The following is a 13,805-nucleotide window of genomic DNA, read 5'->3' on the forward strand; positions in this document are numbered from 1 at the left end:
GTTTCGTGAGCGTAGACGCCGATCAGCTGTTTCTCGGGCGGCAGCCCATCCTTGACCGCGAACAGCGGCTCTACGCTTACGAACTGCTCTTTCGCAGCGGCGGCCAGGACAACGCGGCGACTGTCACCGACGGCGTCGCCGCGACGGCAACGGTGATCGCCAACGCCTTCACCGAACTGGGCGTCGAAGCGGCGCTTGGCAGTTGCCGCGGCTTCATCAATGTCGACCAGGAATTCCTGTTCAGCGACATGCTGGAGCTGCTGCCCCGGCAGACGGTGGTACTGGAAATCCTCGAGACGGTGAAGCCGACGCCGGCCGTCATCGACCGCTGCCGGGCGCTGAAAGCCGCCGGCTTCACGCTGGCCCTCGACGACGTCATCGACTTCACGCCGGAATACGACGCCCTGCTGACCCTGGTCGATATCGTCAAGATCGACATCCAGGCACTCAGCCGCGTCCAGCTGATGCGGCTGACGCTGCAGCTGCGACCCAAAGGCAAGACCCTGCTCGCCGAGAAGGTCGACTCCCGGGAACAGATGGAACAATGCCTGCAGCTCGGCTTCTCCCTGTTCCAGGGCTATTTCTTCGCCCGACCGACGATCATCGCCGGCCGTCGCCTCGACCACTCGCAACTGTCGCTGATGAAGCTGATGGGACTGTTGCTCGCCGACGCCGCTACCGAGCAGATCGAAGCGGCGCTCAAATCGGAGCCCGGCCTCACCGTCAACCTGCTGCGCATGAGCAACTCGGTCGCCAGCGGCGCCACGGGCAGCATCAGCTCGCTCAACCAGGCGATCACCCTGCTCGGCCGCCGCCAGTTGCAACGCTGGCTGCAACTCCTGCTCTTCGCTTCCGGCAAACCCAATACCGACAACAATGCCCTGCTGCTCATGGCAGCCACCCGCGGCCGCCTGATGGAACTGCTCGCCGAAGAAATCCGGCCAGGCGATGCCGGTTTTGCCGATCAGGCCTTCATGGTGGGCATCATGTCGCTGATGCCGGCCCTGGTCGGCCTGCCGATCCGCGACATCGTCAGCCCCCTGCCGATCGCCGACAGCGTCAAGGCAGCGCTGTGCGAAGCCAGCGGCGTACTGGCCAGGCTGCTGGGCATCACCGAATGCAGCGAAAGCGGCGATCTGCCGGGGCTCGCCGAACAACTCGCGCAACAGCCCGGACTCGACGCCAGGGCACTGAACCGCGCGCAAACCGCTGCCCTGGCCTGGGCGGGAACGCTGACCGCGGGAAAATGAAAAGGGGGCCGCAGCCCCCTTACGTCGGACAGCTGGCGAAACTCAGAAGCGGTAACCGATGCCGATGCCGGCAGTGATCGGGTTGAGATCAAGCTTGCCGAGCTTGGTGCTGCCAAGTTTGACGTCGGTATCCATCTGGATGTACTTGACGTCCATGTTCAGCGACCAGTTCTTGTCCAGCGCGTAATCGAAACCCGCCTGTGCCGCCAGACCGACACTGGAGCGATCGACGCTGACGCCGGGAATATCGAAATTGCCACGCTTGTAAAACACCGTGTAGTTCAGGCCGAGACCGACATAAGGCTTGAAGGCACCGAGATTGGTGAAATGGTATTGCAGCATCAGCGACGGCGGCAGCGCCTTGATCGTACCGATCTTGCCCAGCACGGAGTCGATCTTCACTTTCTGCGGATAGGTCAGCACCAGTTCGGCAGCGATGTTCGGCGTGAAGAAGTAGCTGAGATCGACTTCCGGAATCCAGCGGTTCTGCGCCGTGACATCGAGCGCCTTGACCGTATCGCTCTGGCCGTTGTCGAAATTGATATGAACGGCGCGCGCCCGCACCATGAAACTCCCCTGATCGGCAGCCTGAACCGGCAGCGAAGCCGCCAGCGCGGCAGCAAGCAGGGCGGACGAAAGAACTGGCTTGAACATGAACACTCCCTTTGTCGTTGTAGAAAGTGATGATGCTAGCCCTCTGTACGCCCCACATATTGACCCAAATCAAAATGAAATAAACAATTTATAAACACTTTTCTGATAACAGAACGATGGCAACACCGTTTATTTCAAATTCGCGCGACGCTTCGTTACACACCGGTGCGCGCAAAACACAAAACTGCCGGCAGCTTGGGCGACAATAGGCGCTTTGCAGAACAACATCACCCACTCATGATCAGAGAGTCCAAGCCCTTTTCCTCTCACCTCCGCTTTTCCCGCACCCCGCAGGGCATCGTCGGCAAACTGCTGACCGCGCTGCTCAGTGTCGGCCTGCTGATCCTGGGCGTGATGTTTTCGCTGGTGGCACTGGCCGTGGCGGCGGTGATCGGCCTGGCGTTTGCCGGCTGGTTCTGGTGGAAGACGCGTGCGCTGCGCCAGGTAATGCGCGAAGCGGCACCGACCGCCACGCCTGCGGCGCATGCCGCAGACGGCGAGATCATCGACGGGGAATGCGTCCGCGAAAGCGAGCCCCGCGAACTGCTGCGCTGAGCGCTCAGCGCAGCTTCGGATTCAACGAGCCGCGGTTGTAATCCTTGTCGCCCGGCATCACGTAGCGGCCGATGCCGCCGAACACGATGCCCTGCGATTCGACCGGACGAGTCTGGTTTTCCGGGTAGTCGGCGGCCACTTTCTGCGCGGCGGCCGCCTTCGCCTGGTCCACATACTCCCAGCGCCCATTGGGGAACAGCCGAACCGGCTGGCCGTCGGCGGTCACCGCCTCGAGCGGCGTCCGGTCGAGTCCATCGGCCAGCGCCGGCCCGCAGGCCAGCGCGGCGATCAGCAACAACACCCGCGTCACAGCTTGCCTTCGACCCAGGCCTGGACCGAGGCCAGCGCCGCCGGCAGATTCTCCGGCTGGGTGCCGCCGGCCTGCGCCATGTCCGGCCGCCCGCCGCCCTTGCCGCCGACCTGCTGGGCGACCAGGTTGACCAGTTCGCCGGCCTTGACCTTGCCAGTCAGGTCGGCGGTGACGCCGGCGATCAGCGTCACCTTGCCATCAGCCACCGAAGCCAGCACGATGGCCGCCGACTTCAGCTTGTCCTTCAACTTGTCCATCGTCTCGCGCAGCGTCGCCACGTCGGCGCCGTCGAGTGTGGTCGCCAACAGCCTGGCGCCCTTGACCTCGACCGCCTGCGCCAGCAGGTCGTCGCCCTGCGAAGCGGCGAGCTTCGACTTGAGGCGGGCGACCTCCTTTTCCAGCGCGCGGACATGGTCGAGGATGCCGGCAACGCGTTCGCCGATGTCGTCCGGCTGCGTCTTCAACAGCGCCGAAATGCCGGCGACGCGGCTTTCCTGGGTCTGCACATAGGCCAGCGCGTTGTTGCCGGTGATCGCTTCGACACGGCGCACGCCGGCAGCAACGCCGGCTTCGGAAACGATCTTGAACAGGCCGATGTCGCCGCTGCGGGCGACGTGGGTGCCGCCGCACAGTTCCTTGGAAGAACCGATGGCGACGACGCGCACTTCGTCGCCGTACTTCTCGCCGAAGAGCATCATCGCGCCCGACTTCTGGGCGTCGTCGATGCCCATCACGCGGCTGTCGGTGGCGGCGTTGGCGAGGATCTCGGCGTTGACGATTTCCTCGACCTCACGGATTTCCTCGGCAGTCATCGGCGAATTGTGCGCGAAGTCGAAGCGGGTCTTGTCCGGATCGACCTGCGAGCCCTTCTGCTGAACGTGGGCGCCGAGCACTTCGCGCAGCGCCTTGTGCATCAGGTGGGTGACCGAGTGGTTGCGGGCGGTAGCGGCGCGGGCAACGGTATCGACCTTGGCGCCGACTTCCTGGCCGACGACCAGCTTGCCGGTCTTCAGGATGCCGTGGTGGCCGAACACCGCAGCCTGGATCTTCAGCGTGTCCTCGACGGCGAAGATGCCGCCAGCGCCCTTGAGTTCGCCGCGGTCGCCGCACTGGCCGCCGGATTCGGCGTAGAACGGGGTGTGATCGAGAACGACGACGCCGAGGTCGCCTTCGTGCAGTTCAGCGACCGCCGCGCCGTCCTTGTACAGCGCCAGCACCTTGCCCTTGGCTTCGAGCGACTCGTAGCCGTGGAAGGTCGTTTCGGCGCCGGCGTATTCCAGATTGACCGCCATCTTGAACTTGCCGGCTGCGCGAGCCTGTTCCTTCTGGCGGGCCATTGCGGCATCGAAGGCGGCGCCGTCGACAGTGACCTTGCGTTCGCGGCAGATGTCGGCGGTCAGGTCGAGTGGGAAGCCGTAGGTGTCGTGCAGCTTGAAGGCGGTTTCGCCGTTGAACACCGTGACGCCCTTGGCGGCCATCGCCGCGAGTTCGCCTTCGAGGATTTCCATGCCGTTCTCGATCGTCGCGAAGAAGCGGTCTTCTTCCTGCTTCAGCGTGGCGACGACCTTGGCCTGGTTTTCCTTGAGTTCCGGATAGGCTTCGCCCATCTCGCCGACCAGGTCGGGCACCATCTTGTGGAAGAAGGCGGCGCGGGCGCCGAGCTTGTAGCCGTGGCGGATGGCGCGACGGATGATGCGGCGCAGCACGTAGCCTCGGCCTTCGTTGCCCGGGATAACGCCGTCGGCGATCAGGAAGGAGCAGGCGCGGATGTGGTCGGCCAGCACCTTGAGCGATGGGGAATTCATGTCGGCGTCGCTGGTTTCGCGGGCGGCGGCGGCGATCAGCGCCTGGAACAGGTCGATCTCGTAGTTGGCATGCACGCCCTGCAGCACGGCGGAAATGCGCTCCAGACCCATGCCGGTGTCCACCGACGGCTTGGGCAGCGGGTGCATGACGCCCTGCTCGTCGCGGTTGAACTGCATGAAGACGTTGTTCCAGATTTCGATGAAGCGGTCGCCGTCTTCTTCCGGCGATCCCGGGGGGCCGCCCCAGTGCTTTTCGCCGTGGTCGTAGAAGATTTCGGTGCAGGGGCCGCAAGGGCCGGTGTCGCCCATCATCCAGAAGTTGTCGGAGGCGTAGCGGGCGCCCTTGTTGTCGCCGATGCGCACGATCTTCTCGGCCGGCACGCCGACTTCCTTGTGCCAGATGTCGTAGGCCTCGTCGTCCTCGGCGTAGACCGTGACCATCAGCTTGTCCTTGGGCAGGCCATAGACCTCGGTGAGCAGTTCCCAGGCGTACTTGATCGCGTCGCGCTTGAAGTAATCGCCGAAGCTGAAGTTGCCGAGCATCTCGAAGAAGGTGTGGTGGCGGGCGGTGTAGCCGACGTTCTCGAGGTCGTTGTGCTTGCCGCCGGCGCGCACGCATTTCTGCGAGGTGGTCGCGCGGCTGTAGGGGCGCTTGTCGAATCCGAGGAAGACGTCCTTGAACTGGTTCATGCCGGCGTTGGTGAACAGCAGCGTCGGGTCGTCGTGCGGCACGAGCGACGACGAGGCGACGATCTGGTGCCCCTTGGCGGCGAAGAAGTCGAGGAATTTCTGGCGGATTTCGGCGCTTTTCATGGAGTTTCTGCCCGACGGGCTCGCTAAATACGGAATCCGTGATTTTAAAAGAAAAACCCGCCGGACGGCGGGTTTGTCCGCCCAATACCGCGGGCGGCGTCGGCAGGTGCGCTTTACATGCCGTAGCGGGCGTAACGCTCGTGCTGCCAGCCCCTGCCCTGCCAGCGAGCATGCTGGCGGTCGTGCTTCTGGCGCTGGATGCGCACACTTTCCCGCGCCTGTGCCTGGCGCAGCATTGCCCGCTCGTGCCGGGTGACGACGCCGTCGGCCTTGACTCGGGCCTCCATGCGGGCGATCCGGTGCTGTCCGCGCTGCAACTGCATCGCCTCGTGCCGGGTCAGGCTACCCCGGGCGACGCCCTGCTCGATGCGCTGCTGCTGGCGGAACTGCTCGTGATCGACGCGCGGCGTGCCTTGGCCGGCCAGGGCAAGCCCGCTGACGGCCAGGGACAGGGTGACAACGAGAAGGGAACGGATGGCTTTCATGATGATTCTCCTTGCTGGGGTTTTGACGCTTCCCATTGAAGCGCCGAACGGGCAGGAAATCACGCCGCCAATGCAAGGCTTTGTAAGCAAAGGTCGCTGCCGGCCGGTGGTGAAACAGCTTGTTGCAACCCGCGGTGCCTTAGCCGTTGGCGGAGCGATCGGCTAGCGCCTGCGGCAGGAAGCGGTCGAGCGGGTCGACGAAGACCCCTGCAACGCCGATCCCGAACAGGTAATCGGCCAGCGCCGGTGTCTGCAGCGTGTAGGCGCGCACCGCCAGCCCGAGCCCGGCACATTCGCCGACCAGCCCCGGCGTCACCAGCGCCAGGTCGAGGTGCAGGGCAACGACGCCGAGCCGCCGCGCAGTCGAGCGCCAATCATCGGGCAATCCATCGAGCAGCCAGGCACGCGGCAAATCGGGCAGTTCGGCCTGCAGCACCTGCAATGCGGTATGCGAAAACGAGGAAAACAGCGGCGGCACGCCCGACCAGCCGGCCTTGACTGCCGCCGCCACGCACGCTGCGGTCTCCCGCTCGCGCCCGGCCGCGGGTTTGACCTCGATGTTGGCGAGCAGCCCGAGTTCGCCGCACAGGCGGGCGGCCTGAGCGAAACGCGGCGGCGGTTCGCCGCCGGCGTCGAGGGCGAACAGGGTCGCGTCGTCGGTCGTCGCGACGGCGCCACTGCCGTTGGTGGTGCGCTCCAGCGTCTCGTCGTGGATCAACAGCGGCGTACCGGAGCCCGAGAGCATGACATCGAACTCGACCGCCTGGTAGCCGAGTCGGGCCGCCAGCCGGATGCCGGCCAGCGTGTTTTCCGGCGCCAGCGTGCCACCGCCGCGATGCGCAAAATAGCGCGGCGGTGGCGCAAGCATCAGAAGGGTTGCAGCTTCTTCAGTGCCGGCTGCGCCTTGAGCAAGGAATTACCGCGCGTCACGGCAGTATCGAGCGCCGCCTTGGCCGGCTTGCGGTCAGCCCAGACCGCGGCGAGTTCCTCGTCGGCGATCAGGCGCGTATCGTCGACCCGGCTGACCTGCGCCACCGGCCCGCTGCCGGGCCCACGCAACGAGGCGTAGGCGGCTTCCAGCGCCTGCCGGCCATCCTGCAGCAGACGGCTGAGCGACGCCAGACGGGCGGCTTCGGTCAGCGGCAGACCGCCGTGATTACGCACCAGTTCGACCTGGATTTCCGGCGACAGCAGGTAATTGACGAACTTGGCCGCCTGCTTGTACTCGGCTGCCGGCTTGCCGGCACCGACCCACAGCGAGGAACCGTCAACCAGGGTCGGCCGGCGGCCACCATAGACGTCGTCGTGGTAAGGCATCGGCGCGACGCCCAGCTCGACGCCGCGGGCGTCCTGAAAGTCGGCGTACTCGCGCGAATCGGTGGTGATGATCGCGCATTCGCCTTCCTTGAAACGCGCGCTCGCCTCGTCGGCGTTGCCGTACTGACGGAAATAACGCGCCTTGCTCCAGGTCGCCATCATCGCCACATGCTTGACCTGCGGCAGGCCGTTGAATTTCAGGCCGGTCTTGGCGTCGACCGCGGGCACGCCGGAGACCGCGCTGACGTTGTCGATATGCACCCAGGTCGGCCAGGACGACGCGTAAGGACAGTCGTAACCGGCCGACTGCAGCTTGTCGAGGTAACCCTGCATTTCGAACCAGGTCTTCGGCGGCTGCTCGGGATCGAGCCCGGCCTTGCGGAAGGCCAGCTTGTTGTAGAACATCACGGGCGTCGAGTAGAGCACCGGCAGCGCGACCAGGCGCCCCTTGCCGTCGGTGACGCTCGGCTTGAGAACTTCCGACAGTTGCACCGACAGACCCACACCGGCCTTGCTCATCATCGAGTAGAGCGGCACGAAGGCTTTCGGCTGACTGAAGACATCCTCGGTCTGGAAACGACTGAGGAGGTTCAGCGTCGCCGGCTTGTCCCCCTTGTGCAACCTAACCAGCTTGATCTCGCCGCCGGTTTCCTTGTGAAAACGCTCGATCACGGCCGCCAGCTTGGCTTCGTTGGCGGCATCGAGGTTGTGTGCCAGGGTCGGCACGGTGGCAGGTGCCGGCGCCGGCTTGGCGGCAACGACCGAAACGGGAAGCAGCGCAGTGGCGGCAACCAGCAAAACACGAAAAACTTGCGACATCTGAGCCATCCTGCAAACAAAACGTGGTGAATTATAGCCCCCGGAAGGGCCGCCGATTTTTCACAGTTGGTGACAGTTGTGCGAAAATCCGGCCATGAATCTGCGCCTCCTGCTCCTCGCCCTGTCCGTCATTGCGCTACCCGGCTGCGACCAGGTTGCCGGCAAGCTCGGCCTCGAGGACCCGGCCGTCAAGGCCGCCAAGAACGAAGCAGAAGGCAAGGCGGTGGGCAGCGCCTGCCGCCACTCCGGACGGGCGATCGAGGACTGCTACTCGATCTACAGCTGGTTGCCCAAGGCCAGCATTTACGAAGGCTGGCGCGAGATGGACGAATACATGCGGGAAAACAAGCTGGAGACCATCGTCCCGCAACTGCCACCACCGGAACCGCCGGGCAGCAAGAAGAAACGCGCCGCACCCGCCGCTGCTGAAGCGGAAGCGACAGCACCCGCCAAGACTGGCGACGCAGCGACGCCTGCCGCCGACCAGAACAACAAGGAAACAACGGCCGAACACGGGAAATCGTGATCGACCACAACCTGCAGGAGGGAAGGGACGCGATGAATCGCCAGCCAAAATTCCTGCGCGGCATCCGTGGCAAACTGATCGTGATTTTCGTCCTGATCAAGGTCATTCCCCTGTTGCTGCTCGCCTGGTTCGCCTGGTACACGGCGCGCCAGCTCGGCGCCGAGGTTTCGGTCAAGGCGGCAGGCATGGCCGACACCTCGCTGCAGACCATCCAGGAAATCGGCAAGACCGTCACCGATGACTCGATTCGCGCCCTCGACGAGCGTTCGCGTGAAGCGATCGAGACGCTGACCACCGACGCCGCCCGCAACATTGCCCGCTTCCTCTACGCCCGCGACACCGACATCCTGCAGGCGGCCGACAGCGAACTGTCGGAAGCCGCCTTCCGCCGCTTCCTCGCCCAGCACCAGCGCACCCTGTACCGCCACGGGCCATGGAAACTGGCCCCTGACGGCAAATCCTGGGAACCGGTAGAAGCGATGACGCGCGAAGCCAAGGTAACGCGCCCGGTGCTGCCCGACAACGCCCGCGATTTCCACGCCAGGGCGCCGGAATACCTGGGCGAGCCCGAGCAGCGCCCGCTGTTCGTCGAGATGAGTTTCGTCGACCTTGCCGGCAACGAGAAGATCAAGGCCACCGTCGGCGACCTCACCGAGCGCACGCTGAAGAACATCGCCGACCGGCGCAACACCTTCGTCAAGGCAGAAACCTATTTCCCCGAACTGCAAAAGCTCAAACCCGGCGAAATCTATGTATCGGAAGTCATCGGCGCCTATGTCCGCACCGACCTGATCGGCCCCTACCTGCCCGAACGCCTGGAGAAGATCGGCACCCCGTTCGCGCCCGAGAAGGCCGCCTACGCCGGCACCGAGAACCCGGTCGGCCAGCGTTTCCGCGGCATCGTCCGCTGGGCGATGCCGGTCGTCCGCAACGGCCGCGTCACCGGCTACGTGACGCTGGCGCTCGACCACGACCACATCCGCCAGTTCACCGACCGGCTGATGCCGACCGCCGAACGCTACACGCCGATCATCGACGCGATCAAGGGCAACTACGCCTTCATCTGGGACCACAAGAGCCGCGCCATCTCGCATCCGCGCGACTACATGATCGTCGGCTACGACCCGCAGACCGGCGACCCCGTCCCGCCCTGGCTGGACAGCGAACTGTACGGCGAGTGGCAGGCGAGCGGCAAGCCGGCGCACGAATTCCTCACCGGTATCGAACCCTTCCGCGACCAGAACCTGAAACGCAAGCCGGCCAAGGAACAGATCAAGGCCGGACAACTCGGTCTCGACTGCCGCTACCTCAACTTCTCGCCGCAATGCGACGGCTGGAACGCGCTGACCGAACACGGCGGCTCGGGCTCCTTCGTGATCTTCTTCTCCGACCTCTGGAAACTCACCACCGCCGCCGCCATTCCCTATTACACCGGCCAGTACGGCAGGACGCCGCAGGGCTTCGGTTTCGTGACGATAGGCGCCAACGTCGATGACTTCCACGCCGCAGCGACCGAAACGGCCGCCAAGATCAACACCCTGGTCGCCGAGAAGGATCGCCAGTTCAAGGCGCAGCGCAGCGACCTGCTCGACGGCATCGCCGACAGCCTGCGCACGACGGCGATCGGTCTCTGGGGATCGACGCTGGCGATGGTCGCCGTCGTCATCTTCATCGCCATCTGGATCGCCAACCTGCTCACCGGCCGCATCACCTCGATGATTGCCGGCATCCGCGCCTTCCGCGACGGCGACCTCGGCCGCCGCCTCGACGACCACGCCAGCGACGAAATGGGCGAAATGGCCCGTTCCTTCAACGCGATGGCCGATTCCGTCGAGGAATCCTTCCGCCGCCTCGACGAAGCCCGGCAGAAGGCCGAGGAAGCCAGCCATGCGAAAACCGCCTTCCTCGCCACCGTCTCGCACGAACTGCGCACGCCGCTCAACGGCATCCTCGGCTTCGCCGACCTGCTGCGCGGCGAACTGGCCGATACCGAACAGGCCGAATACGCCAGCATCATCCACCAGAGTGGCCAGCACCTGCTGGCGCTGGTCAGCGAGATTCTCGACCTGGCCAAGATCGAAGCCGGCGAGATGCAGTTCCAGTACGACGAACTACCGCTGCACGGCTTCCTGGAAGCCGTCATTGCGCTGCACCGCGCCAATGCTGAAGCCAAGGGATTGAGCCTGGTGCTGGAACTGGCCGACGACCTGCCGAATTTCCTGCACGCCGACCCCCACCGGCTGCGCCAGATACTCAACAACCTGCTGGGCAACGCCGTGAAATTCACCGAAACCGGCAGCGTCACGCTGGCGGCGCAACGCGCCGCGGGCATGGTGGCGATTTCGGTACGCGACACCGGACCAGGCATCGCCCCCGAATACCAGGAAGTGGTCTTCGAGAAATTCAAGCAACTGGAGAATTTCCTCACCCGCGAACACGGCGGCACCGGCCTCGGGCTGGCGCTGGTCAGGCAACTGACGGAACATATGGGCGGCCGGGTCGAACTGGTGTCGCAGCCCGGTGCCGGTTCCACCTTCACCATCTACCTGCCGGAAAAGGACAGCAATGCCTGAGCGTCACGCCCTGATCGTCGACGATCACCCAACCAATCGCATGATCGCCGGCGCCCTGCTGCGCAAGCTCGGCTGGCAGACGCAGGAAGCCGAAACCGGGGCCACCGCGCTCGAACTCGCCGGACAACGCGATTTCCAGCTGGTCCTGCTCGACATCAGCATGCCCGGCCTGAGCGGCGAAGAAACCTGCCAGGCCTTGCGCCAGCGCTACGGCGAGCGGCCGATCCGCATCATCGCCTACACCGCCCACGCCTTTCCCGAAGAGCGCGCAGCCTTCCTGGCCGCCGGTTTCGACGACATCCTGGTGAAACCGATCAGCCGCGACCGCCTCGAAGCACTGGTCAGCGACCTCTGAGCCGCCCGCCGGCGATTGCAGCGCAATCGCATCGGCTGTCGCCTTCGCGCGTATAATCCTGCCCCATGTCTGAAATCAATACTCTGGCCGATCCCGCATCCGCCCAAGCCCCCGCAGAACCTGCTGCCGACCTCACCTTTGCCGAACTCGGCCTGGCCCCCGAACTGCTGCGCGCCGTCACCGAGATGGGCTACAGCAAGCCGACACCGATCCAGGCCAAGGCCATCCCGCTGGTCATCAGCGGCAAGGACATCATGGGCGGCGCCCAGACCGGCACCGGCAAGACCGCCGCGTTCACCCTGCCGATCCTGCAGCGCATTCTGCCCTTCGCCAGCAGCAGCCCGTCGCCGGCCAAACACCCGGTACGCGCGCTGATCCTGGCGCCGACCCGCGAACTGGCGATGCAGGTGTTCGAGTCGGTCAAGGACTACAGCAAGCACACGCCGATCCGCGCCCTGTGCGCTTTCGGCGGTGTCGACATCAAGCCGCAGATCGCCGAACTGAAGAAGGGCGTCGAAATCCTCGTCGCCACGCCGGGGCGGCTGCTCGACCACGTCGAATCGAAAAGCGTCAGCTTCAACTCGGTGCAGGCGCTGGTCCTCGACGAAGCCGACCGCATGCTCGACATGGGCTTCATCCCCGACGTCACGCGCATCCTCAACATGCTGCCGCAGCAACGGCAGAGCCTGCTCTTTTCGGCCACCTTCTCGGAAGAGATCAAGAAGCTTGCCGATACCATGCTGAAGTCGCCGGTGCTGGTCGAAGTCGCCCGCCGCAACCAGGTTTCCGAAACCATCACCCACCGCGTGCACCCGGTTTCCGAATACGGCAAACGCGGCCTGCTGACCAAGCTGCTGAAATCCGGCGAAATCCGCCAGTGCATCGTCTTCATGCGTACCAAGCAAGGTTGTTCAAGGCTGACCCGCGAACTGCAGCGCGCCGGCATCAAAGCCGACGCGATCCACGGCGACAAGAGCCAGCTCGACCGGATCAAGGCCCTCGAAGCCTTCAAGGGCGGCGAGACGCACGCGCTCATCGCCACCGATGTCGCCGCCCGCGGCCTCGACGTCGACGATCTGCCCTACGTGATCAACTACGAACTGCCGCACACGCCGGAAGACTACGTGCACCGCATCGGCCGCACCGGCCGCGCCGGCAAGATGGGCAACGCCATCTCGCTGGTCAGTGCGCACGAGGTCGGTTATCTGGTCGATATCGAAAAGCTGATCAAGCGGCCGATCGAGCAGATCGAAGTGGCCGGTTTCGAACCCGAAGCGGAATACGAATACCCGCCGGGCAACAAGAAGAAACGCAGCGCCCCGCCGCCGCGGGCGCCGATCGCCAGCCGTCCGGAACGCGCGGAACGCAGCGAACGGCCGCAGCGCACCCGACGCAACCCGATGATCGCCGCCGACGGCTTCGACTTCAGCAAGCCCTACGAATCGACCAAACCGCAGGGCGAGATTCCCGATTCGCCGCAGGCACCGGCCAAGGCCGATCCGCACAAGCCGAAACGGGTGGTTGCCGCACTGCTCGGCGGCCTCGGCCGCAAGTCCTGAACTGCCTCAGCGAGCCGGCGTTGCCGGCTTGAGCAGGCGGATCACTGCCAGAGACAGGTTGTCGCCGCCGCCCGCCCCGCGCCGCCGCGCCTCTTCGATGATCGTCTCGCAGGCCTGGCGCGCCGTGTTGTCGGCCAGCGCGGCACCCAGTTCGGTTTCGTCGAAATAGCCCCAGACTCCGTCCGAGCACAGCATGAAGCTGTCGCCGGGCTGCAGGTCGGTGGTTTCGCCGAAGGTGAATAAGGGTTCGTCCTGGCCACCGAGCGAGGTCACCAGGATGTTGCGGTTGGGATGAGTCAGCGCCTGCGCCGCGGTGATCTTGCCCTGCGCCACCAGATGCTCGACATAGGAGTGGTCAACCGTGCGCGTCAGCAACTGGCGACCGCGGTAGGCGTAGAAACGGCTGTCGCCGCAATAGCCCCAGCTGAGCTTGCCCGGCTGCAGCAGCAGCATCACCGCCGTGCTGTGCGGGTCCTTCTCGTTCATGAAACGCGACGCCTTGATCATCGTGTGCGCCTCGCGCATGCTGTTTTCCAGCAGCCATTGGGCGCTTTCCTCGCTCGGCGCGAAATGCTCGAGATTGTTGCGCGCGGTATGGATCACCTGCTCAGCCGCCAGGGCGCCGCCGGTATGGCCGCCCATGCCGTCGGCGACGACGGCCAGTGCCACGCCCCGGCTGCGCGGATGCGGCAGGATCGCCACCCGATCCTGCTGTTCGCGCCGGTCTCCCTGATGTTGTGCCGCGCAGGCATCAATGGCTATCGCCATCTTTCCTCCCGTTTTG

13 protein-coding genes are annotated in these 13,805 nt (G+C 64.9%); 6 read left to right on the forward strand and 7 right to left on the reverse strand.

What is annotated here, in order from left to right:
* Window positions 1-5 precede the first annotated feature (5 nt).
* Window positions 6-1,250 (forward strand): EAL and HDOD domain-containing protein, encoded by a 1,245-nt coding sequence (locus ACE3OV_RS11820; RefSeq protein ID WP_374327347.1) that lies wholly within the window; start codon window positions 6-8, stop codon window positions 1,248-1,250.
* 42 nt (window positions 1,251-1,292) lie between these two features.
* On the opposite strand, the gene ACE3OV_RS11825 is transcribed toward ACE3OV_RS11820, so the two are convergent.
* On the reverse strand, window positions 1,293-1,904 hold the full coding sequence (locus ACE3OV_RS11825) for an OmpW family protein (protein ID WP_374327349.1): 612 nt from the start codon (window positions 1,902-1,904) through the stop codon (window positions 1,293-1,295).
* 237 nt (window positions 1,905-2,141) lie between these two features.
* Here ACE3OV_RS11825 and ACE3OV_RS11830 point away from each other — a divergent pair, with 237 nt between their 5' ends.
* On the forward strand, window positions 2,142-2,459 hold the full coding sequence (locus tag ACE3OV_RS11830; RefSeq protein ID WP_374327350.1) for a hypothetical protein: 318 nt from the start codon (window positions 2,142-2,144) through the stop codon (window positions 2,457-2,459).
* 4 nt (window positions 2,460-2,463) lie between these two features.
* Here the strand turns inward: ACE3OV_RS11830 and ACE3OV_RS11835 are convergent, their stop codons facing one another.
* From ACE3OV_RS11835 to ACE3OV_RS11855, 5 genes are all read right to left on the reverse strand, one after another.
* Window positions 2,464-2,760, reverse strand: a complete 297-nt coding sequence (locus ACE3OV_RS11835; RefSeq protein WP_374327352.1) for a hypothetical protein — start codon at window positions 2,758-2,760, stop codon at window positions 2,464-2,466.
* 5 nt (window positions 2,761-2,765) lie between these two features.
* Window positions 2,766-5,387, reverse strand: coding sequence for an alanine--tRNA ligase (gene alaS / locus ACE3OV_RS11840; RefSeq protein ID WP_374327354.1), 2,622 nt, complete (start codon window positions 5,385-5,387; stop codon window positions 2,766-2,768).
* Between the two features lie 113 nt (window positions 5,388-5,500).
* Window positions 5,501-5,872: a hypothetical protein gene (locus ACE3OV_RS11845; RefSeq protein WP_374327355.1), complete on the reverse strand. Its 372-nt coding sequence runs from the start codon at window positions 5,870-5,872 to the stop codon at window positions 5,501-5,503.
* Window positions 5,873-6,011: 139 nt separating this feature from the next.
* Window positions 6,012-6,740: a glycerophosphodiester phosphodiesterase family protein gene (locus ACE3OV_RS11850; protein ID WP_374327356.1), complete on the reverse strand. Its 729-nt coding sequence runs from the start codon at window positions 6,738-6,740 to the stop codon at window positions 6,012-6,014.
* A complete protein-coding gene (locus ACE3OV_RS11855) occupies window positions 6,740-8,008 on the reverse strand; it encodes an extracellular solute-binding protein (protein ID WP_374327357.1) in 1,269 nt (422 codons plus the stop codon). The genes ACE3OV_RS11850 and ACE3OV_RS11855 overlap by 1 nt, the downstream gene beginning before the upstream one ends.
* Before the next feature lie 94 nt (window positions 8,009-8,102).
* Between ACE3OV_RS11855 and ACE3OV_RS11860 the strand changes: the two genes are divergently transcribed.
* From ACE3OV_RS11860 to ACE3OV_RS11875, 4 genes are all read left to right on the forward strand, one after another.
* Entirely contained in the window at window positions 8,103-8,534 is a 432-nt protein-coding gene (locus ACE3OV_RS11860) for a hypothetical protein (RefSeq protein ID WP_374327359.1), read from the forward strand.
* 32 nt (window positions 8,535-8,566) lie between these two features.
* A complete protein-coding gene (locus ACE3OV_RS11865) occupies window positions 8,567-11,107 on the forward strand; it encodes a sensor histidine kinase (RefSeq protein ID WP_374327360.1) in 2,541 nt (846 codons plus the stop codon).
* A complete protein-coding gene (locus tag ACE3OV_RS11870; protein ID WP_374327361.1) occupies window positions 11,100-11,462 on the forward strand; it encodes a response regulator in 363 nt (120 codons plus the stop codon). The genes ACE3OV_RS11865 and ACE3OV_RS11870 overlap by 8 nt, the downstream gene beginning before the upstream one ends.
* A gap of 185 nt (window positions 11,463-11,647) precedes the next feature.
* On the forward strand, window positions 11,648-13,021 hold the full coding sequence (locus ACE3OV_RS11875; RefSeq protein WP_374327451.1) for a DEAD/DEAH box helicase: 1,374 nt from the start codon (window positions 11,648-11,650) through the stop codon (window positions 13,019-13,021).
* Between the two features lie 6 nt (window positions 13,022-13,027).
* On the opposite strand, the gene ACE3OV_RS11880 is transcribed toward ACE3OV_RS11875, so the two are convergent.
* Window positions 13,028-13,789 (reverse strand): PP2C family serine/threonine-protein phosphatase, encoded by a 762-nt coding sequence (locus ACE3OV_RS11880; protein WP_374327362.1) that lies wholly within the window; start codon window positions 13,787-13,789, stop codon window positions 13,028-13,030.
* Window positions 13,790-13,805 lie beyond the last annotated feature (16 nt).

This window comes from Azonexus sp. (assembly GCF_041909095.1).
Lineage (GTDB): Bacteria > Pseudomonadota > Gammaproteobacteria > Burkholderiales > Rhodocyclaceae > Azonexus.